The sequence below is a fragment of the Prosthecomicrobium sp. N25 genome (assembly GCF_037203705.1).
GTDB lineage: Bacteria > Pseudomonadota > Alphaproteobacteria > Rhizobiales > Ancalomicrobiaceae > Prosthecodimorpha.
Map to the genome: position 1 here is coordinate 298,590 of NZ_JBBCAT010000001.1, position 20,476 is coordinate 319,065.

Below are 20,476 nucleotides of genomic sequence, written 5' to 3' on the forward strand. Positions count from 1 at the left end.
TGTCTTTCAGGCTTCGATCATGCGCCGGGCGGCCTGGCCCGCCTCGGCGATCGTGTCCCGGGCCGCCGCCAGCACGGTGGTGAGCTGCAGGAACCCGTGCGTGACCCCCGGTACGACCGTGCAGCTGTCGGAGCGTCCGAGCCCGCGGAGCCGGGCGGCGAGGCCGAGCGTGTCGGAGAGCAGCGGATCGACCCCGGCGGCCGACAGATGCAGCGGCGGCAGCGCCGACAGTGCCGCGTCGTCGGCCCGGATCGGCGCGGCCAGCGGGTCGTCCCGCCGCGCGGTCTCGGGCAGGTACCAGTCCCAGTAGCGCCGCATCTTCGGCCGCGTCAGGCCCGGGCCGGCGTCGAAGACCCGGTAGGACTCCGTCTCGAAGTCCGCGCCGAACACGCCGTAGAACAGGACCGCGCCGGCCGGCCCGGGCGCCGGGCGCCGCTGGTCCTGCAGGATGGCGCAGAGGCCCAGGTTGGCCCCGGCCGAATCGCCCGAGACGATCACGGGCCCCGGGTCGAGCCCGAAGCGCGGCGCGTCGTCGAGCACGGCCCGCAGCGCCGCGACGGTGTCGAGAAGGCCGGCCGGGTAGGGGTGCCGCGGCGACCGGCGGTAGTCGGGCAGGACCACGGCCATGCCCGAGGCGATCCCCTGCAGGGCCGCCGCCCGCTCGTGCGTCTCCGGGCTGCAGAAGGCGAAGCCGCCGCCGTGGACGAAGAACAGGATGCCGTCGACCCGGCCCTCCGGCACCAGGACGAGGCAGCGGACGTCCGCCGAGCCGAGCTCCGCGTCGGCCGGCACCGTCACCTCGGCGCGCCGGGCGAGCGGGGGCATGTCGACGTTCCAGCGCCGCGCCGCCTCCAGGGTCGACGCCTGGCCCTCGTCCGGATCCATCAGGGTCCCGTCGGGCGGCGCGAAGCCCTCGGCGGCGAGCCGGGCGTTGAGGGCCTGCAGTTCGTCCGACAGGACGGGAGAGAGGCGGAAAGGCAAGGTCATGGAGCCCCCGGCTGGTGCGGCCCGGCGTCGTCGAAGACCGCCGGCCCGAAATCCACGATGGTCGCGATGTGATGCCCGAGGGCGGCGACCGCCGCCGACGGGGTCCGCCGCTCGACCGCTTCCACGATCGGCAGGTGCCGTCGCGCCGTCGCCACGAGGTCGCGCGGCGCCTCCGAGCGGGAGATCTTGAAGCGGTGGTTGTGGATCAGGCAGCGGTGCAGGATGGGGTCGAGGGCCGGCAGGTCGGCCTCGCGCAGGATGCGCCGGTGGAACTCCCGGTCCACCTCGGCGAGCCCGTATTCGTCCTCCGCCCGGGCGAGCGCCTCCATGGCGTCGACCAGCGCTGCGAGATCCGCGGCGAGCCCGGGCGCGGCTGCGCGGCCGGCGCGCTGGATGGCGCGCGGCACCGTCCGGCACTCGATCGACTGGCGCAGGCGGAACATCTCCACCGCCTCCTCCGCCGTGCAGTCGGACACGCTCGTGCCCCGGTGGCCCTTGCGGATGACGAGCCCGTCCTGCTGGAGCGCCAGGAGCGCCTCGCGCACCGGTCCCTGGCTGCAGCCGAAGCGGGCCGCCAGGTCGAGCTCCGTCAGGGGCGTCCCCGGCCGCAGGTCGCCGAGCATGATCTCGCGCTTCAGCGCCTCGTAGACCCCGCCGCTGCGGGCAGGTCGGGCTGTGTCGCGGACGGGACTCGCGGTCGCGAGGGGCATGGGTCGGCCTTGCGCAGCATTATCGATATCAATAATGATAGGCGACGGCGGGCTGCGCAAGCCCGATTTTGCAGGCACCGGACGGGAGGACGGGATGGCGGCGATCACGCTCGAGCGCGTCTCGAAGCGCTTCGGGGATCATCACGTCCTGCAAGCCGTCGACCTCGCCGTCGAGGACGGCGAGTTCGTGGTCCTCGTCGGGCCGTCGGGCTGCGGCAAGTCCACGCTGCTTCGCATGATCGCGGGCCTGGAGGAGATCACGGCGGGCGTCCTGCGCATCGGCGGCAAAGTGGTCAACGAGGCCGCGCCGGCGGAGCGGGACATCGCCATGGTGTTCCAGGACTACGCCCTCTACCCGCACATGACCGTGGCGGAGAACATGGGCTTCGGCCTCGCCATGCGCGACCGGCCGGCCGCCGAGATCGCGGAGCGGGTCGCCGCGGCCGCCCGCGCGCTACGCATCGAGCCGCTGACCGGCCGCCGCCCGGCGGAACTGTCGGGAGGCCAGCGCCAGCGGGTCGCCATGGGCCGCGCCATCGTGCGCGCCCCGCAGGCCTTCCTGTTCGACGAACCCCTCTCCAACCTGGACGCGGCGCTGCGCGTGGAGATGCGGCTCGAGATGGCCCGGCTGCACCGCCGCATGAAGGCGACCACGGTCTACGTCACCCACGACCAGGTCGAGGCGATGACGCTCGCCGATCGCATCGTCGTCATGAACCAGGGCCGCATCGAGCAGGTCGGCGCGCCGCTCGACCTCTACCGCCGCCCGGCGACGCTCTTCGTCGGGACCTTCATCGGCAGCCCCGCCATGAACGCCCTGCCGGCCACGCTGCGCGACGGCGTCGCGGTCCCGGCCGGGTCGGCACGGGGGATCGCGTCCGGCGGCCGCCCGATCGCGACGCTGGGCATCCGCCCGGAGGCGCTCGCCCCGTCCTCCTCCGAGGCGGCCTGGTTCACCGGAGAGATCGCGGTCGTGGAGCGCCTCGGCAGCCTCACCTACGCGCATCTCGACCTCGGCGCCGCCGGCCTCCTCACGGTCGAATGGCCGCGCGGGCGCGACTGCGCGGTCGGCGCCGTGGTGTCGGTCGAGGCCGATGCCGGCGAGATCCACGCCTTCGATTCGTCCGGCCGGCGGGTCTAGCCTCGTTCGAGGGCGCCCGCCCGGGCGAGCGGGTTTTGGGGATCTTCGACCGCGCCGGCGTCGTAGCGCTTCTGCGCGGCAAGCACGCTCTCGATGTTGTCCTGCGCCCAGCGGCGGATCGCGTCCACGGTGCCGGTGAGGGTGCGGCCGAGCGGCGTGATCGCGTATTCGACCGAAACCGGAACCGTCGGGTAGACCCGGCGCTGCACCAGCCCGTCCCGCTCCAGGGCGCGCAGCGTCTGGGACAGCACCTTCTGCGAGATGCCGTCCACTTCGCGCCGGAGCGCATTGAAGCGCCGGGGCTCCTCCTCCAGGCGGAGCAGAATCAGAAGCGTCCACTTGTCTGCGATGCGGTCGAGGACCAAGCGGGTCGGGCAAGCCCGCTGGAAGACGTCGTACATCATGTCGGACTTCCGGACCGGAGCGGTTTCCCGCGGGTGACCACCTGAGCCGAAAGTGCCTTCTTCACAGGCCGATCGCTCTCGGTTATCGCTATCACATCGATACCTGGTTTCCAAACGAAACCGATTCAGGAGCCGCCCCCATGCCCGGCAAGATCCTCGTCCTCGGCGCCACCGGCACCATCGGCAGCCACCTCGTCCCCGACCTCGTCGCCCGCGGCGAAGCCGTTCGCGCCGCCTCGCGCACCGGCGCCGCCGTCGCCGGCGCCGAGGGCGTCCGCTTCGACCTGACCGCCCCGGAGACTTGGGACGCCGCCTTCGAGGGCGCCGACCGCGTCTTCGTGATCGCCCCGACCGGCACCGTCGATCCCCTCGCGACGCTCGGCCCCGTGGTCGAGCGGGCCGCCGCCCGCGGCCTCAAGATCGTTCTGATGACCGCCATGGGGGTCGATGCCTCCGACGAGATCCCTTACCGCAAGGTCGAGCTCGCGCTGATCCGTTCGGGCGCCCGGCACGTCATCGTCCGCCCGACCTGGTTCGCCGACAACTTCCACACCTTCTGGAGCGCGGGCGTGAAGGCCGGGGTCATCGCCCTGCCGGCCGGTGAGGGCCGGACGGCCTTCATCGACACGCGCGACATCGCCGCCTCGATAGCGGGCGCGCTGACGACCGACCGCTTCGACGGCCGGGCGATCGACCTGACCGGCCCGAAGTCGCTGACCTACACCGAGGCCGCCGCGATCCTGTCGCGCGTCGCTGGCCGGACGATCGCCTACCGGGCGACCACCGACGAGGCCTTCGTGGCCATGCTTACCGGCGCCGGTGTCTCCCCCGCCTACGCGGCCTTCCTGGCCGCCATCTTCCACCCGGTGCGCGAGGGCTGGGCCGACCGGGTCACCGACGGCGTCGAGCGCCTGTCCGGCCGCCCGCCGCGCTCGCTCGAGGCCTATGCGGCCGACCACGCGGCCGCGTTCCGGGCCTGAGCGGAGGGGCGCGAGGGCCCAGGCGGCCCTCGCGCCCCTCAGAGCCCGCCGGGCGCGTCCATGCCGCGCGTCGCCCAGCCGATCACCCGCCGCTCGATCAGCTCCGCGATGATGTAGAGCATGATGCCCATGACGGCGGTCACGATCAGGCCGGCGAACACGAGCGGCACCTCGAAGCGGGCCGACGCCGTCATCATCAGGGCGCCGATGCCCCGGTTCGCCGCCACCGTCTCGGACATGATCGAGCCCACGAACGCAACCGTGATGGCGACCTTCAGGGAGGCGAAGAAGTAGGGCATCGAACGCGGCAGGCCGACCTTCATGATGATCTGCCGGTTGGAGGCGCCGAGCGCCCGGAGCACGTCCTTCAGCTCCGGCTCCACCGTCGCGATGCCGGTCGCCACGTTGACCAGGATCGGGAAGAAGGAGATCAGGAACGCCGTGATGATCGCCGGCACCGTGCCGATGCCGAACCAGAGCACCAGGATCGGGATGATGGCGATCTTCGGGATGGCGTTGAAGCCGATGAGGAGCGGGTAGAAGCCGTTGTAGACGAGGGTCGACGAGCCGATCAGCACGCCGCCGACGAGGCCGAACACCACGGCGATCAGGAACCCGGCGGTGGTGGTGAAGAGCGTCTGCAGCGCGTTCTCGATTATCTGCGGCCACCACTCGACGATCGAGCGGAACACGACCGTGGGGGCGGGCAGGATGAAGGGCTTGATCGCGAACAGGACGACCGCCAGTTCCCAGAGCACCATGAAGGCGACGATCACGAGCCACGGCATGGCGCGCTCGATCGTCTTGGGATCGGCATAGAAGGGGCGGCGGATCGGCCGGTCCGCGTCGTCGGAGGCCTTGGACGTGTCGAGGGTCGACATGCGGGCCTCCTCAGGCGGCTTCCTGGCGGGCTTCCTGGATGAGCCCGCGCAGCATGTGGGTGATCTCGGTGAAGTCGGGCAGGTAGGTCGTCTCGAGCGTCCGCGGCCGCGGGAAGGGGACGTTGTACTCGGCGATCATGCGGCCCGGCCGGGCGCTCATGACGAAGATCCGGTCCGCGAGGTAGACCGCCTCGCGCAGGTCGTGCGTGACCAGGATCACGGTCGGCTTCTTGGTCATCCAGAGGTCCTGCAGGACCCCCCAGAGCTCCTCGCGGGTGAACATGTCGAGCGCCCCGAAGGGCTCGTCGAGCATCAGGAGCTTGGGCTCGTGGATCAGCGCGCGGCACAGCGAGGCGCGCTGCTGCATGCCGCCCGACAGCTGCCAGGGGAAGCGCTTCTCGAAGCCGGTCAGCCCGACGAGGCCCATCAGCTCGCGCGCCTTGGCGACGTAGTCGCCGCGGTTCGAGCCGAGCCGGGAGGCATGCGGCTCGACGATCTCGAGCGGCAGCATGATGTTGTCGAGCGTCGTCCGCCAGGGCAGCTGCACGGAGTTCTGGAACGCCATCCCGACGATCCCGAGCGGCCCGGAGACGGCCTTGCCGGCGACCTCGACGCGGCCCTTGGAGGGCGGCCAGAGCCCGGTCACGGCCTTCATGAGCGTGGACTTGCCGCAGCCCGACGGCCCGACCACCGCGACGAACTCGCCCTCGCGGACGGACATCGAGGCGTTCTTCAGCGCCAGCGTCCCGTCCGCCCCGCCGTAGCGGAGCCAGACGTCCTTCAGTTCGACGAACCCGGTCATCGGCCCTCTCCCGTCCGCCGGAGGCGATCCGGCCCGGCCGGATCAGCGAAGCAGACGCGATGTGTTTAAGCAAGGCATGGGCCAGCGTCCCGCGCCGGCTGTCCCCGGCCTCGTCGGGCCGCGGGCGCCCAAGGCACGGGCATGTGCCCGCCGCGGGGGCACCCGGGGCGGGTCACACGGTCCAGACGCGGCCTTCGAGCTCGATGGCGTAGCGCTGCGGCTTGCGCGCCAGCGCGGCGAGGCCGACCAGCGCGGACTGCGGGTGCTTCACCAGGTAGGTGGGGATGTTCGACACTAGCTCCTGGTGGGGCGCCTTGTCCTCGAAGGCGGACCGGAACGTGCCGTCGGTCAGCCAGTGCTCGATCTTCGGCGCCACCCCGCCCGCGATGTAGACGCCGCCGCGCGCCAGACTCGACAGGGCGAAGTCGCCCGCCAGCCGCCCGAGGCAGGCCGCGAAGATGCGGAGCGTCTCGACCGCGATCGGCTCGCCGGCGTCGGCCGCCGCCGTCACGGCCTCCGGCCCCGCGTGCGGGCAGGCCTTCCCGTCCGCCGCCGCCACCGCCCGCGCGAGCCGCAGGATGCCGGACCCCGACAGGATCGCCTCCGCGGTGACCCGCCCGCCGATCCGCTCCACGTGCCGCCAGATCGCGATCTCCCGCTCGGTCTCCGGCCCGAGGGTGACGTGCCCGCCCTCGCCCGGCACCGGCACCCAGCGCCCCATGGCGTGGACGAGGCTCGCCACGCCGAGCCCCGTGCCGGGTCCGATCACCACCTTGGCGGCATCCGGCCGCGGCTCGCCGCCGCCGATCCTGAGCAGGTCGCCCGCGCCCTCCTCCGGCAGCTTCAGGGCCGGCAGCGCCAGGGCCTGCGCCTCGAAGTCGTTGACGAGCGCCACCCGCCGGAAGCCGAGCCGGGCGATCATGCGCCGCGGCGCGATCGTCCAGGGGCAGTTGGTGAGCGTGATCTCGTCGGAGGTGACCGGCGCCGCGATGGCCATGATGGCGCTGCGCGGCGCCCGCGCCTCGTCGGAGAGGCCGAGGCTCTCGATCGCCAGGATGGGGTCCGCATAGGCCGCCGTCCGCCGGGGCGGCAGGAACTCCGGCTCCGCATGCGGGTCGGCGACGGTCGCGAAGCGGGCGTTGGTGCCGCCGATGTCGGCGATCAGGACGGGAAAGAGCGAGGCCGCGGCGTCGTTCGTGGCGTTCATGTCGGACCTTGGCGTGCCGCGAGGAGACTCCGGCCGGACCAGTTACACCGAAGCCGGTCGGCTTGCCTAGAGAGGGCGGCCGGCCGGTCCCCGGGGCACGCGGCCCGACCCGGGCGGCGGCCTAGTTCCGCATCCAGTCCATCCGCTCCTGCCACTGCCGCTCGCCCGCCATGCAGAGCGGATTGCGGGCGGTGGCCGCGGGGACGACGCGCGGACGCTCCTCGTAGTTCCCGGCGATCTCCATGATGAGCTTCATGCGGATCGCGGCGGCGAACTGCTCGCGCGACTTGATCGGCACCATGAAGGAGCCCTCGCCGCCGATCACGCACTCTTCGTAGTACTGGTCGAGGTTGGCCATGTCCATGCTGCCCGGCCGCTTGATCAGGATCGGCAGCCCGTTGATGACGATGCCCCGCTTCAGCACGTCCTCGCGGGCGTCCTCGACCGGGATGCCTTGGTTGTTCGCCCCGTCGCCCGAGATGTCGATCACCTGCCGCAGGCCCCGGTAGGGGTTGCGGTCGAAGAGCGGCGCCGAGAACAGCATGGCGCCCGAGATGGAGGTCCGGTAGGCGCGCCGGTAGGGCTGCTGCAGGAGCTTCTCGGCGAAGTCCCGGGCGGACTCGGGCCCGTCGATGATGGTCCAGTCCATCACCAGCTTCTGCTCGGCGGCGCCGGCCCATTCCACATACGAGACGGCGATCCGCCGGGTCGGCCCGCGTTGGATCGCGTTCATCGCCTCCGCCGAGGTGATCGCCTCCGCGTAGCCGTTCCGCTGGAGCCTCAGCTCGTCCTCGTCCATCGAGTAGGAGATGTCGACCGCCAGCACCAGCTCCACGTCCACCCTGTCCTCGGCTCTGGCCGTGCCGCCGGGTCCGGGAAGGAGGAGCGGGAGCAGGACCGCGACCGCACCGGCGAGGCAGGTCCGTGCCCGATCGAAAAGCGAGATGGCACGCGCCCTGCCGGGACCGAGGATCGTCACGGGGAAGCCTCCGCGTCACCGGTCCGGACGACCCCGGACCCGGGCGGAGTGTGCACGGAACCGGCGGATCAGGGAAGCGGCCCCGCGTCGGCTCGCGCGTCCGTGAAGCTCACTCGTAGTAGCGGCAGTTGGTGGTCGTCGCGGCGGCCGGGATCACCCGGGGGAGGTCGAGCGTCAGGCCGGCGATCTCGAGCACGAGCTTCATCTTCAGCGCCGTGCCGAAGTTCGCCATGCCCTTGACGGGAATCGCGAAGGAGCCCTCGCCGCCGATCACGCAGTCCTCGTAGTAGCGGTCGAGCTGCGGGATCGGGTTCCAGTCGAGATTGGTCTCCTTGATGACGATCGGCAGCCCGTTGATCGTCACGCCCTGGGAGACGAGCGCGTCGCGCGCCTCCGAGACGACCACGCCCTGGTTGTTGGGCCCGTCCCCGGAGATGTCGACCACCTTGCGGGTGGCGTTGACGCCCGAGCGGGTGAACAGCTCGCCCGCATACGTCATGGCGGCGCTGATCGAGGTCCGCTGCAGGTTGTTGAGCGGCGCCGAGCCGATCCTGGCCGCGAAGGCCTTGGCGGCGTCCGGCCCGTCGATGATCGTCCAGGGCGCGACCAGCACCTGCTGGTCCAGGCTGCCCCACTCGAAATAGGCCACCGCGATGCGCCGGTGGCGGCCGTACGAAATGGCGGTCAGCACCTCCTCGGAGGTGAGCGCGCCGACGTAGCCGTCGCGCTGCAGCGTCTGTTCCTCCTTGTCCATGCTCTGGGAGGCGTCGACGGCAAGGACCAGCGCGACGTCGACATTGGTCGGGGCCACGTTGGCGAAGCCCCGGGCCTGGGCGTCGGCGCCGGTCGGGATGAAGAGGGCTAGGAGCGCGAGGGTCGCCAGGAGGGCGTCGAGGGGACGGGAGAGAAGAGCATGCACGGCAAGCCTCCATCAGGCTGTCGAGGGCTCCCGGCCGTCTCTCTCCCCGGCTGCCCGGCCGTCCGCATCCTGCGTAGGCCGTGCCGCCGCTCGAGCCGTTCGTTGGACGGGCGGCTCAGGGCCGCTTGCCGTTCCAGAACGACTCACATCGTTGAGTGCCCAAGGTTTCCGCATGCCTTGTTTTTGCACAAGGCGCCAATCCGTCACATGTCGCCTCGATGAAGCTTGAGTGTTATTCGTGCAACATGTCTTAACGCTCACAATGCGGGCAGGCCGGCCGGGGTTCCCTGGTTCCTCGGGTGCGACGTCTCGACACGAGGGGGCTGGGCAAGCCCGCGTCCGTCGTGTCAATCTCGGCGACAGTCACGAGAGGTCAGCAAGGCCAGACCACGGCTGAACTGTGAGGGAGTTGAATATGTTGAAGAAAGGCACTCTGGGCGCGCTGGCCGGCATGGTCCTGCTGGCCGGTCCCGCCTTCGCGCAGTCCCAGCCCGCCGTCCTGTACGACCTCGGCGGAAAATTCGACAAGTCCTTCAACGAGGCGGCCTATGCGGGCGCCGAAAAGTTCAAGAAGGACAGCGGCACCGAGTACCGCGACTTCGAGATCCAAAACGACGCCCAGCGCGAGCAGGCCCTGCGCAACTTCGCCCGCCGCGGCCAGAGCCCGATCGTCGCCATCGGCTTCAGCCAGGCGCAGGCCGTCGAGAAGGTCGCCAAGGAATTCCCGGACATCAAGTTCGCCATCGTCGACATGGTGGTCGACCTGCCGAACGTCCGCTCGATCGTGTTCAAGGAGCACGAGGGCTCCTACCTGGTCGGCGTGATGGCCGCCATGGCGTCCAAGTCCGGCAAGGTCGGCTTCGTCGGCGGCATGGACATCCCGCTCATCCGCAAGTTCGCCTGCGGCTACGTTCAGGGCGTGAAGGCCGCCAACGGCAAGGCCGAGGTGTTCCAGAACATGACCGGCACGACCGGTGCCGCCTGGAACGACCCGGTCAAGGGCGGCGAACTCGCCAAGTCCCAGATCGACCGCGGCGCCGACGTCGTCTACCACGCCGCCGGCGGCACCGGCATCGGCGTCCTGCAGGCCGTCGCGGACGCAGGCAAGCTCGGCATCGGCGTCGATTCCAACCAGAACGGCCTGCATCCCGGCAAGGTCCTGACCTCGATGCTGAAGCGCGTCGACGTCGCCGTCTACGACGCCCTGAAGGACGCCAAGGACGGCAAGTTCACGGCCGGCCTCAAGGTGCTCGGCCTCGCCGAGGGGGGCATCGGCTACGCCCTCGACGACAACAACGCCAAGCTGGTCACCGCCGAGATGAAGGCTGCCGCCGACAAGGCGGCCAAGGACATCGTGGCCGGGACCGTGAAGGTCCACGACTACATGTCCGACAACAAGTGCCCGCTCTGACGGCTGAGCGCCGGGACGGCCCCGCCGGGTCGTCCCGCCCCTGAGGCCCGGGCGGCGTCCGCGGTGCCCCGAGGCGACCGGAATCGAGGGTCCATGCGTATCCACTTCGTCGGCACCGGGGACGCCTTCGGGACGGGCGGCCGCTTCAACACCTGCTTCCACCTCACGGCGGGCGGGACCAACATGCTGGTCGACTGCGGCGCCAGCGCCTTCTACGCCCTGAAGCAGACGGGCCTGGACCTGAATGCCATCTCGGCGATCCTGATCACCCACTTCCACGGCGACCACTTCGGCGGCCTGCCCTACTACTTCCTCGACGCCCAGTTCGTCTCGCTTCGCCGGGCCCCCCTCCTGGTGGCCGGCCCGCCCGGGGTCCGCGAAGCCTGCGACAGGCTGCTGGAGGCGAGCTATCCGGGCTTCTCCACGGTGCCGCGCGAATTCGAGGTCCTCTACCAGGAGATCGCCCCCGACGAGACCGCCGCGGTGGCGGGCGCGCAGGTGACGGCCCGCAAGGTCCAGCACGACCCGCACCTCTCCCATTGCTACGGCTACCGCATCGAAACCGGCGGCAAGGTCTTCGCCTATTCGGGCGACACCGCCTGGACCGAGACCCTCGTCCCGCTCGCCAGGGGCGCCGACCTCTTCGTCTGCGAGTGCTACGTGCGCTCCCGCAAGATCAAGGTCCACCTGGACTACGAGACCTTGAAGCAGCACCTGCCCGCCATCGCGGCCCGGCGCGTGCTCCTCACCCACATGAGCGCCGACATGCTCGACCACCTGGACGAGATCGCCGAAGAGACCGCCCGCGACGGCCTCGTCGTCGAGATCTGACGCCTGCGCCGACCGGAGGACCCCCGCCCGCCCATGCCCCCGTCCCGGTCCGCCCCGCCGCCGCTCGCCGCCGTGCCGAAGCCGCCGGCGATCGAACTCGTCGGCATCGACAAGCGCTTCGGCGCCGTCCACGCCAACCGCGACATCCACCTGTCGGTGGCCAAGGGCACCATCCACGGCATCGTGGGCGAGAACGGCGCCGGCAAGTCGACCCTCATGTCGATCCTGTACGGCTTCTACCACGCCGACCGCGGCCGCATTCTGGTCGACGGCCGCGAGGTCGCCATCCGGTCGAGCGCCGACGCCATCGCGGTCGGGATCGGCATGGTCCACCAGCAATTCATGCTGGTCGAGACCCTGACGGTGCTGGAGAACGTGATCCTTGGGGCGGAGGGCTCGCCCTTCCTCGCCAAGGCCGAGGCGCGCGCCCGGTCGCTTATCGCGCGGCTCGCCCGCGACTACGGCCTGACCGTCGACCCCGACCGTCTCTGCGGCGACCTCTCGGTCGGCGAGCAGCAGCGCGTCGAGATCCTGAAGGCGCTCTTCCGCGGCGCCGAGACCCTCATCCTCGACGAGCCGACCGCGGTGCTGACCCCCGCCGAGGCCGACCACCTTTTCCGCATCCTCGGGCAGCTCAAGGCCGAGGGGAAGACGGTCGTCATCATCACCCACAAGCTCCGGGAGATCATGGCCGTGACGGACGCCGTCTCGGTCATGCGCCGCGGCGAGATGGTCGCCACCTGGCCGACCGCCGAGACCACCATGGAGAAGCTCGCCGAAGCCATGGTGGGCCGGCGCGTCCTCCTGCGGGTCTCCAAGGGGGCGTCGGTCCCCGGCCGCGTCCTGCTCGCGCTCGACAACGTCACCGTGAAGTCCCCGCGGGGGACGCTCCTGGTCGACGACGTCTCGCTCCAGGTCCGCGCCGGCGAGATCCTGGGCATCGCCGGGGTGGCCGGCAACGGCCAGTCCGAACTCCTGGAGGCGATCGCCGGCATCCGCCGTCCGTCCGCGGGCCGCATCCGCATCGCCGACGCGGACGCGACCGGGCTCGATCCCGCCGCGATCCGCGAACGCGGCCTCGCCCACATCCCCGAGGACCGGCACCGCATGGGCCTGGTCCTTCCCTTCGAGGCGCGCGAGAACGCCATCCTGGGCTACCAGGACGACCCGCACTACGCCGCCGGCATCCTCTTCGACCCGGCCGCGATCCTCGACGTCGCCCGCCGTCTCGTCCGGGACTACGACGTCCGCCCGCCGAACCCGGGGCTGCGCACGGCCCTCTTCTCCGGCGGCAACCAGCAGAAGATCGTGGTCGGCCGCGAGATCGAGCGCGACCCCGCCGTGCTGCTCGTCGGTCAGCCGACCCGCGGGGTCGACATCGGCGCCATCGAGTTCATCCACCGCCGGCTCATCGAACTGCGCGACCGCGGCAAGGCGATCCTGCTCGTCTCCGCCGAGCTCGACGAGATCCGCAGCCTCTCCGACCGGGTGCTGTGCATGTGCGGCGGCCGGGTCGTCGGGGAGTGCCGGCCGGAGACGAGCGAGGCCGAGATCGGGCTCATGATGGCCGGGGTCGCCGCATGAGTGCGCGCCCCGGCGAGCTGCCCCGGTGGGTCGACTACGGGCTCCTGCCGGCGATCAACGTCACGGCCGCGTTCCTGGTGTCGGGCCTTGTGGTCCTCGCCATCGGCGAGAACCCGGTCGAGGCGGTCCGCATCATGCTCGCCGGCGCGCTCGGCTATGCCGAGGGGATCGGCTTCACCCTCTACTACACGACCAACTTCGTCTTCACCGGCCTGTCGGTCGCGGTCGCCTTCCGGGCGGGGCTCTTCAACATCGGTGCCGAGGGCCAGGCGATGGTCGCCGGCATCGGCGTTGCGCTTGTCTGCCTCGCCTTCGACGGCGCCCCCTGGTGGCTCGTCTTCCCCTTCGCCTTCGCGGCCTCGCTCCTCTTCGGCGCCGCCTGGGCCTTCGTGCCCGGCTGGGCGCAGGCGCGGCGCGGCAGCCACGTCGTCATCACGACGATCATGTTCAACTTCATCGCCTCCGTGCTGATGGTCTACCTCCTCGTCAACGTGATCGGAAAGCCGGGCGCCATGTCGCCCGAGACGCGGACCATCGCGGAGGCGACCCGGCTGCCGCTGATGCGCGACATGCTGAAGCCGCTCGGCATCGACATCGGCGCCTCGCCGCTCAACCCGACGTTCCTCATCGCCATCATGGCTTTGGTCCTGGTCTGGGTCATGATCTGGCGCACCCGGCTCGGCTACGAGATGCGCGCCGTCGGCATCAACCCGACCGCGGCCGTCTATGCCGGCATCGACCCGGGCCGCATCGTCATCGTCGCCATGCTGGTCTCCGGCGCGCTCGCGGGCCTCCTGGCCGTCAACGAGGTGATGGGCGTCCAGCACCGCCTGCTGCTCGAATTCACCGCAGGCGCCGGCTTCGTCGGCATCGCGGTGGCGCTGATGGGGCGGGCGCACCCGGCCGGGATCGCGCTCGCCGCCTTCCTGTTCGGCGTCCTCTACCAGGGCGGCGCGGAACTCGCCTTCGAGAAGCCGAAGATCACCCGCGACATGGTGGTGGTGATCCAGGGCCTGGTCATCCTCTTCGCCGGCGCGCTGGAACGCATGGTCCGCCCCGCGCTCGAACGCCTGTTCGCCCCGCGCGCCGCCGCCGCGGCGGCGGCCGAAAGCTGAGGGTCACGCGGATGGAGAGCCTCGACGCCATCGTGCCGGTCCTCGGCTCCGCGGTGCGGCTGTCGATCCCGCTGCTCTTCGCCTGCCTGGCCGGCCTCTGGTCCGAGCGCTCGGGAATCGTCGACATCGGCCTGGAGGGCAAGATGCTCGGCGCCGCCTTCGCGGCCGGCGCCGTCGCGTTTCTGACCGGGGAGGAGTGGCTCGCGCTCGCCGCCGCGGTGGCGGTCTCCGTCTCGCTCGGGCTCGTGCACGGCTTCGCGTCGATCACCCACCGGGGCAACCAGATCGTCTCCGGCGTCGCCATCAACTTCCTGGCCGCGGGACTGACGGTCCTGCTCGGCCAGGCCTGGTTCGGCGAGGGCGGGCGCACCCCCCAGCTCACCAACGAGGCCCGCTTCCGGCCCATCGTGCTGCCGGGCGCGGAGACGGCCCAGCAGCATTCGGGCTGGGGCAACTTTTACGCGGAGGTGATCTCCGGCCACAACGTGCTCGTCTATCTCGCCTTCCTGGCCGTGCCGCTGACCTGGTACGTGCTCGACCGCACCCGCTTCGGCCTGCGCCTGCGGGCCGTGGGCGAAAACCCGCACGCCGTCGACACGGCCGGCATCTCCGTCGCGCGGCTGCGCTATGCGGCGGTCGTCATCGCCGGAGTCCTGTGCGGCTTCGGGGGCGCCTACCTGGCGGTCGCCCAGTCGGCCGGCTTCATCCGCGACATGACCGCCGGCAAGGGCTTCATCGCCCTCGCGGCCCTGGTCTTCGCCAAGTGGAAGCCGGTCCCCGCCATGCTGACCTGCCTGCTCTTCGGCTTCCTCGACGCGGTCGCGATCCGCCTGCAGGGCACCCCGCTGCCGGTCGTCGGGCAGGTTCCCGTGCAGGTCTTCCAGGCGCTGCCCTATGTCTTGACCGTCGTCCTGCTGGCGGGCTTCATCGGCAGGGCCATCCCCCCGAAAGCCTCGGGCGTGCCCTACACGAAGGACCGCTAGGCATGAGCGCCCTCGACGACCTCTTCGCGGCCGCAGAGGCCGCCCGCCGCAGGGCCTACGCGCCCTATTCCCGGTTCCAGGTCGGCGCCGCGATCCGCGACCCGGACGGCCGCATCCACGCCGGCTGCAACGTCGAGAACGCCGCCTATCCGATCGGCACCTGCGCGGAGGCCGGCGCGCTCGCCGCCATGGTCCTGGCCGGCGCCGACCAGATCGCCGAGATCGCGGTCGTCGGCGGCCCGGAGCATGGCGCCGAGATCCTCTGTCCGCCCTGCGGCGGCTGCCGCCAGCGCATCCGCGAGTTCGGCGGCCTCACCGCCCGCGTCCACCTGCGCGAGCCCGACGGCACCGTCCGCACCCTGACCCTCGACGACCTCCTGCCCGTCAGCTTCGGGCCGGAGCATCTCTGAGGACGCCCTTGCGATATGGACAGTCTGCCCTGTGTCTTGCCCGGGCTTGTCAGACTTCGGGATATAACCCGTCAAACCACAAAGTATCGCCCCGCCTCATCCCGGCGAAGCCTGCCTTGGTTGATCAGACGACTCAGTGTTGACGGAACTGACTGAAGTCGTGTGCCAGGCGCATCGGCTTCTATCCAATCCCTTACTTCGGCTGAGGTCATGCCCTCGGAGGCGCTGGAAAGTGCCCTCAAGCACAGCTGGACGATCTGGCCGCGGCCCGCTCTAGTGCTACTATCCTCCAATCCAAGAAGTGCTTCTAAACTTTCCTTCTTCTGTTCCAGGCTTTCAATTTCTGCATTGATGCGTTCAAGCTCGGCTAGCGCGTCCTCGCGCATCGAGGCTTCCCCCCTGGCTAACCGGTCTCGCTCAGCCGCGATACGAGTAAGCTTGTCTTGAAAGGTGTCCATGACGCTGTGTATTCCTCCTGGCCTCATTCCGCTGCTATGGAATCGTTGTTCAAGCTCTCAATCCGACTACGGATCAGAAGTTCTCGCTGCCTGACGAATTCCGGCAGCATCGTCGGCGACCACAGATCTTGGTCAGTCGGTATCAGATGTCTGATCATGAAGCTCTGATCACGTGTCCTAATCCACTTATCAAAGCTTTCGTTGCTCTTAGATATGTTGTCACCCGCAGTGAGAAGTTGGAGATTTCCAATCCTGTCAACGTTGGCCATCACCCTTTCAACTACCGAAAAAGGGATGTTTTGCCCCATCAAAGCTCGCCGATTGACAGTCGAGGCAGGAAAAATGTGATCGACATGGTGAGGTACGCTGCCCCAATTCCTATCGTCATACAGAAGAGAAAGCACTAAAAACACTAGTTTTTGACCATAGCGGAACTGAAAAATCGCATCAATAGTCTCTCCGGTCAAGCCTGCCTGTCGTTTCAGATGACGTGTCAAGCTATTATTGAGTTCACCTAACGGAAATGACGGATTAGTCGTTAGGGAACTAGCAATAGTGCTGCGAGCGACGCCTAGAGTGCTGTCGGATTGTCCGCCAAATACGCGATTGAGGAGGGCGGATATCAGCCAGCGCCGAATCCTAGCTATATCGCGAATGTTTTCGGGCGTCTCCCGTTCAGTCAAGTCTCGCTCAGACTTGTGAAGAAAATAGGCTATCGGCATAAGGGCATTCAAACTGGTCAGGTTCTCTCGGTCGATGCCAAGCCGATTGATAAGGGTGAACGTTCGGATGAGAGTTCGCTTAACCGACCTCCAGCTCGCCCGCATGATGTCCAGGTTCTTGTTGTGGAAGTTTGCAATCTTGTAAACGTGATCAAGGTCATTCAGCAAAAGGCAGGATTTCATAATAAAGTCTTTACTCACGTCGTTCTTGCGTTCAAGTCCGCCATTAATTGTCTCTACAAGGCCGTATATTTCATCTCGAGCCGAAATATCGGACCATTTCGACGTAATTACTGAAAGCATAAGATCGGACTTGCTTAGTTTGGTTCCGCCATCGTTTGCGCGAACAAAGATCCCTAATACCCGATCGTAATCTTGGTCCTTTTCCGTGTAATAGCAAATAATCTCATCTTTCCAAACCATTCGATAGAGTCGGTCAATGTTCCGAGTCATCGTCCTCTCATCGGACCGAGTGAGCCGATCCGATATGCTATCGAGCAATGTGTCCTTGTATCGGTCGAACGCTTCCTCGCCTGGATAGTCAAGGATATCGCCAACCTTGATCCAAACACTGTTAGCGTTAGATCGGGGAGCCTTTTCGAGGAGTTGCAGGCCGTACCGACCTTCGATGTCGTCCTCACCGCTTGCAATCGGCACGGAAGGGTCGATGAGCAGGTCAAGGTACAAACGCTTCCTTTGCCACGCGTCGGGGTTTTCCCATCGCTTCCACTTCGACTTGACGGTGAATGAGCCGCGTAGCCCTATCAGGAGGGAAGTAAGTCTCTGTTGGCCGTCCAAGACAAGCGTAACGTCTCTGCCATCGGTCTCCGCAATTTCGTTGTGTATCTCTCCGAATCGAAAGTTCTCCGCAAACCGGTAGATCTGCCAATTCTGCCGGTTCTCACGTGCGATGTCCCAAAATAAGAATGAGCTGATTGGATATCCCTTCAGGAGGGAATCAAATAGCGCAACAACCTGTTCGGGATCCCAAACAAATGGCCTCTGAATGGCAGGTAAGAAATAGCTGCGGTTGATTTTCTCAACGACGTTCGAGATCGTCGTGGCTGTATAGGGCACCCGTAACTCCTCTGCCGGTGCAAACCGCTAGTCATCGAATAGAAAAGTATTGATATAATTAGGTATATATCATTAGGGGCCCCTTTCGATACGATGAATCCAGTCAGCTCGATATGTACCGTGCTATGCGTATTGGAACCTCAACTGATTCCTCAGTCAACCACATTCACAACACGATTTCAGAATCGTCCCCTGTGTCGAGCCTAATGCAGAGCGCCGCCGAGCGTCAGGACTACCCGGCAAAGACAAACAGGGAGGCCCGGCGCCACGTCAGCCCGGCCCGGTCCCGCCCTCACGCCTTCCGGTAGACCTCCCGCCCGGCCACGTAGGTCGCCGCCACGGCCCGGTCGTCGCCGAGCACCGCCAGGGCGAAGAGCCGGTCCTCGAGGCTCTCCGACAGGTCGTCGCGGGCCGCAAGCAGCGGCGTCGCGCGCGGGTCGAGGATCGTGAGGTCCGCCCATTTGCCCGCGTCGAGACTGCCGATCTCGGCCCCGAGATGCATCAGCCGGGCGTTGCCGAGGGTGGCGAGGTAGAAGGAGCGGGTGGCCGGGAGCCGCCGGCCCGCCAGCATGGCGACCTTGTGGGCCTCCCCCATGGTGGCGAGCATGGAGTAGCTGGTGCCGCCGCCGACGTCGGTGGCGAGCCCGAAGCCGACCGGCCGGTGCGGCGCCCCCACATGCGCGAGGTCGAACAGGCCCGAGCCCAGGAAGGTGTTGGAGGTCGGGCAGTGCACCACCGCCGAGCCGCTCTCCGACAGGCGCCGGCACTCGTCGTCGGAGAGGTGGATCCCATGCGCGAAGAGCGAGGTCGGGCCGAGGAGCCCGTGCCGCTCGTAGACGGCCGTGTAGTCCCGGTCGTTCGGGAAGAGCGCCGCCACCGTCTCGATCTCGCGCCGGCTCTCGGAGAGATGCGTCTGCATCAGGCAGTCCGGGTGGGCCTTCAGGAGCGCGCCCGACACCGCCAGCTGCGCCTCGCTCGACGTGATGGCGAAGCGCGGCGAGATCGCGTAGACGAGCCGCCCCCGCTTGTGCCAGTGCCCGATCAGCGCCTCGCTGTCGAGCCCGCCCGTCTCCGGATCGTCCGTGACGGCGGCGGGCGCGTTGCGGTCCATCATGGTCTTGCCGGTCGCCAGCGCCATCCCGCGCGCCTCCGCGGCGGCGAAGAGCGCCTCGGCCGCGACCTTGTGCACCGAGGAGAAGACCAGCGCCGCGGTGGTCCCGTGCGCCAGGAGCCGGTCGAGGAAGATCCCGGCGGCCACTTCGGCGTGAGCCTGCTCGGCGAAGCGGGCCTCCTCCGGGAAGGTGAAGCGCGCGAGCCAGTCGAGCAGGTCGCGCCCCGGCGCCGCCAGCATCCGGTACTGCGGGAAATGGATATGTGCGTCGACGAAGCCGGCCGTCAGGATCGCCTCGCCCCAGTCCTCCCGCGCCACCCCGGCGGCGGACGGGGGCAGCTCGCCCATCGGCCCGCTCCACGCGATCCGCCCGTCGTCGCCGATCAGCACGCCCCCGTGCTCCGCGTAGCGCACCGCCCCGTCGCCCTCGAGCGCGGGGTCGCCCGTGAAGTCGAGGACGCGGCCGGTCATGAGCTTCATGGCGGTTCGCGCTCCTTCAGGCCGCATGCCGGGCGGCCAGGTCCGCCACGAAGCGGACCATCGCCTCGACCGCGAGCCCCAGGTCCGCGACGCTCGTGAACTCGGCCGGGTTGTGGCTGATGCCGCCCCGCGAGCGGACGAACAGCATGGCGGACGGGAAGGCCCGCGCCATCGCCATGGCGTCGTGCCCGGCCCCCGAGGGAAGCCGCCGCGTGTTCTCGCCGAGCGAGGCGACCGCCCGCGCCAGCCCCTCCTGCAGGCTCTCGTCCATCGGGCAGGTGGGGGTGTCGGCGAAGCGCTCGAAGCGGATCTTCACCCCGCGCCGGTTGGCGATCTGGTCGGCCTCGTAGCGGATGCGCTCGATGGCGGCCAGCCGCGGCGCGTCGGCCCCCGCCCGGATGTCGAGCGTCGCCTCCACCTCGGAGGGGATCACGTTGACGGCGCCGGGCCGCACGTCCACGCGCCCGATCGTGGCGACGAGGCCGCCGGTCCCCTCCCGCCCGACCCGCTCGATGAAACCGGCGAGTTCGACCAGCGCCGCGAAGGCGTCGCGCCGGAGCGGCATCGGCACCGTGCCGGCATGGCCGGCCTCGCCCCCGATCGTGATGCGGAACCGCGACTGCCCGGCGATCGAGGTCACGACACCCAGCGGCTCGCCCTTGTGCTCCAGCACGGGCCCCTGCTCGATATGCAACTCCACATAGCCGATCACCGACCCGGGCGGGATCACGGCCTCGCGGATCCGCTTCGGGTCGCCGCCATAGGCCCGGATGGCGTCCGCCAGCGTCACCCCGCCGCGATCCGCCATCTCCAGCCATTCCGCCCGGTAGGTGCCCGAAACCGCGGCCGAGGACGACAGGGAGGTCGGAAACCGCACGCCCTCCTCGTCCCCGAACGCGAGCACCTCCAGCCCGAAGGGCAGCGCGATGCCGCGCGCCGCGAGCTCCTCGGCGACGAGCAGGCCGGCGACCACCCCGAGGTTGCCGTCGTACTTGCCGGCGTCGATCACCGTGTCGATGTGCGAGCCGATCAGGAGCCGGCGGTTCGCCTGCGGCCCCGCGGCGCTGGGCGCGCGGAAGCCGCGCAGGGTCCCGATCGCGTCCTCGCTGACCTCGAGCCCGCGCTCGCGCATCCACCCGGCCACCATGTCGGCGGCCCGGCGGTGCGCCGGCGAGAGGTAGAGCCGCGTGATGCGGCCGGGCTCGTCCGTCACCGCGGCGAGCCGGTCGAGCAGGTCGAGCGCCCGGGCGCCCAGGTCGTGGATGGCGAGCATGTCGGCCATGG

The 20,476-nt window shown here is 69.0% G+C and carries 20 protein-coding genes; 8 read left to right on the forward strand and 12 right to left on the reverse strand.

Annotation, left to right across the window (positions count from 1 at the left end; all coding sequences use genetic code 11):
* Window positions 1-6: 6 nt before the first annotated feature.
* Complete coding sequence (locus WBG79_RS01370) at window positions 7-987, reverse strand: alpha/beta hydrolase (protein ID WP_337355318.1); 981 nt, start codon at window positions 985-987, stop codon at window positions 7-9.
* Complete coding sequence (locus WBG79_RS01375) at window positions 984-1,697, reverse strand: GntR family transcriptional regulator (RefSeq protein ID WP_337355319.1); 714 nt, start codon at window positions 1,695-1,697, stop codon at window positions 984-986. The genes WBG79_RS01370 and WBG79_RS01375 overlap by 4 nt, the downstream gene beginning before the upstream one ends.
* Before the next feature lie 94 nt (window positions 1,698-1,791).
* Between WBG79_RS01375 and WBG79_RS01380 the strand changes: the two genes are divergently transcribed.
* Window positions 1,792-2,838, forward strand: coding sequence for an ABC transporter ATP-binding protein (locus WBG79_RS01380; RefSeq protein WP_337355320.1), 1,047 nt, complete (start codon window positions 1,792-1,794; stop codon window positions 2,836-2,838).
* On the opposite strand, the gene WBG79_RS01385 is transcribed toward WBG79_RS01380, so the two are convergent.
* Window positions 2,835-3,242, reverse strand: a complete 408-nt coding sequence (locus WBG79_RS01385; RefSeq protein WP_337355321.1) for a winged helix-turn-helix transcriptional regulator — start codon at window positions 3,240-3,242, stop codon at window positions 2,835-2,837. The genes WBG79_RS01380 and WBG79_RS01385 overlap by 4 nt on opposite strands.
* Before the next feature lie 140 nt (window positions 3,243-3,382).
* Here WBG79_RS01385 and WBG79_RS01390 point away from each other — a divergent pair, with 140 nt between their 5' ends.
* Entirely contained in the window at window positions 3,383-4,222 is an 840-nt protein-coding gene (locus tag WBG79_RS01390; protein WP_337355322.1) for an SDR family oxidoreductase, read from the forward strand.
* A 38-nt stretch (window positions 4,223-4,260) separates the two neighbouring features.
* On the opposite strand, the gene WBG79_RS01395 is transcribed toward WBG79_RS01390, so the two are convergent.
* From WBG79_RS01395 to WBG79_RS01415, 5 genes are all read right to left on the reverse strand, one after another.
* Window positions 4,261-5,103 (reverse strand): ABC transporter permease, encoded by an 843-nt coding sequence (locus tag WBG79_RS01395; protein WP_443147390.1) that lies wholly within the window; start codon window positions 5,101-5,103, stop codon window positions 4,261-4,263.
* A 10-nt stretch (window positions 5,104-5,113) separates the two neighbouring features.
* The gene (locus WBG79_RS01400) at window positions 5,114-5,905 is read right to left on the reverse strand and encodes an ABC transporter ATP-binding protein (protein WP_337355323.1); all 792 of its coding nucleotides are present in this window, start codon (window positions 5,903-5,905) and stop codon (window positions 5,114-5,116) included.
* A 172-nt stretch (window positions 5,906-6,077) separates the two neighbouring features.
* Window positions 6,078-7,112 (reverse strand): glucokinase, encoded by a 1,035-nt coding sequence (locus tag WBG79_RS01405; protein ID WP_337355324.1) that lies wholly within the window; start codon window positions 7,110-7,112, stop codon window positions 6,078-6,080.
* A gap of 121 nt (window positions 7,113-7,233) precedes the next feature.
* On the reverse strand, window positions 7,234-8,085 hold the full coding sequence (locus tag WBG79_RS01410) for a DUF1194 domain-containing protein (RefSeq protein WP_443147439.1): 852 nt from the start codon (window positions 8,083-8,085) through the stop codon (window positions 7,234-7,236).
* A 115-nt stretch (window positions 8,086-8,200) separates the two neighbouring features.
* On the reverse strand, window positions 8,201-9,010 hold the full coding sequence (locus tag WBG79_RS01415) for a DUF1194 domain-containing protein (protein ID WP_337355325.1): 810 nt from the start codon (window positions 9,008-9,010) through the stop codon (window positions 8,201-8,203).
* A gap of 418 nt (window positions 9,011-9,428) precedes the next feature.
* Between WBG79_RS01415 and WBG79_RS01420 the strand changes: the two genes are divergently transcribed.
* From WBG79_RS01420 to WBG79_RS01445, 6 genes are all read left to right on the forward strand, one after another.
* Entirely contained in the window at window positions 9,429-10,421 is a 993-nt protein-coding gene (locus WBG79_RS01420; protein WP_337357865.1) for a BMP family lipoprotein, read from the forward strand.
* A 93-nt stretch (window positions 10,422-10,514) separates the two neighbouring features.
* The gene (locus WBG79_RS01425) at window positions 10,515-11,252 is read left to right on the forward strand and encodes an MBL fold metallo-hydrolase (protein WP_337355326.1); all 738 of its coding nucleotides are present in this window, start codon (window positions 10,515-10,517) and stop codon (window positions 11,250-11,252) included.
* Between the two features lie 72 nt (window positions 11,253-11,324).
* On the forward strand, window positions 11,325-12,836 hold the full coding sequence (locus WBG79_RS01430) for an ABC transporter ATP-binding protein (protein WP_337357866.1): 1,512 nt from the start codon (window positions 11,325-11,327) through the stop codon (window positions 12,834-12,836).
* Window positions 12,833-13,951 (forward strand): ABC transporter permease, encoded by a 1,119-nt coding sequence (locus WBG79_RS01435; RefSeq protein ID WP_337355327.1) that lies wholly within the window; start codon window positions 12,833-12,835, stop codon window positions 13,949-13,951. Before WBG79_RS01430 ends, WBG79_RS01435 begins: the two co-directional genes overlap by 4 nt.
* Before the next feature lie 11 nt (window positions 13,952-13,962).
* Window positions 13,963-14,934 carry an ABC transporter permease gene (locus WBG79_RS01440; RefSeq protein WP_337355328.1) on the forward strand — a complete coding sequence of 324 codons (972 nt, stop codon included), beginning with the start codon at window positions 13,963-13,965 and terminating at the stop codon, window positions 14,932-14,934.
* A 2-nt stretch (window positions 14,935-14,936) separates the two neighbouring features.
* The gene (locus tag WBG79_RS01445) at window positions 14,937-15,344 is read left to right on the forward strand and encodes a cytidine deaminase (RefSeq protein ID WP_337355329.1); all 408 of its coding nucleotides are present in this window, start codon (window positions 14,937-14,939) and stop codon (window positions 15,342-15,344) included.
* Window positions 15,345-15,415: 71 nt separating this feature from the next.
* Here the strand turns inward: WBG79_RS01445 and WBG79_RS01450 are convergent, their stop codons facing one another.
* From WBG79_RS01450 to WBG79_RS01465, 4 genes are all read right to left on the reverse strand, one after another.
* Window positions 15,416-15,802, reverse strand: a complete 387-nt coding sequence (locus tag WBG79_RS01450; RefSeq protein WP_337355330.1) for a hypothetical protein — start codon at window positions 15,800-15,802, stop codon at window positions 15,416-15,418.
* Window positions 15,803-15,825: 23 nt separating this feature from the next.
* A complete protein-coding gene (locus WBG79_RS01455; RefSeq protein WP_337355331.1) occupies window positions 15,826-17,601 on the reverse strand; it encodes a DUF262 domain-containing protein in 1,776 nt (591 codons plus the stop codon).
* Window positions 17,602-17,893: 292 nt separating this feature from the next.
* Complete coding sequence (guaD, locus tag WBG79_RS01460) at window positions 17,894-19,192, reverse strand: guanine deaminase (protein ID WP_337355332.1); 1,299 nt, start codon at window positions 19,190-19,192, stop codon at window positions 17,894-17,896.
* 16 nt (window positions 19,193-19,208) lie between these two features.
* Complete coding sequence (locus WBG79_RS01465) at window positions 19,209-20,474, reverse strand: allantoate amidohydrolase (protein WP_337355333.1); 1,266 nt, start codon at window positions 20,472-20,474, stop codon at window positions 19,209-19,211.
* Window positions 20,475-20,476 lie beyond the last annotated feature (2 nt).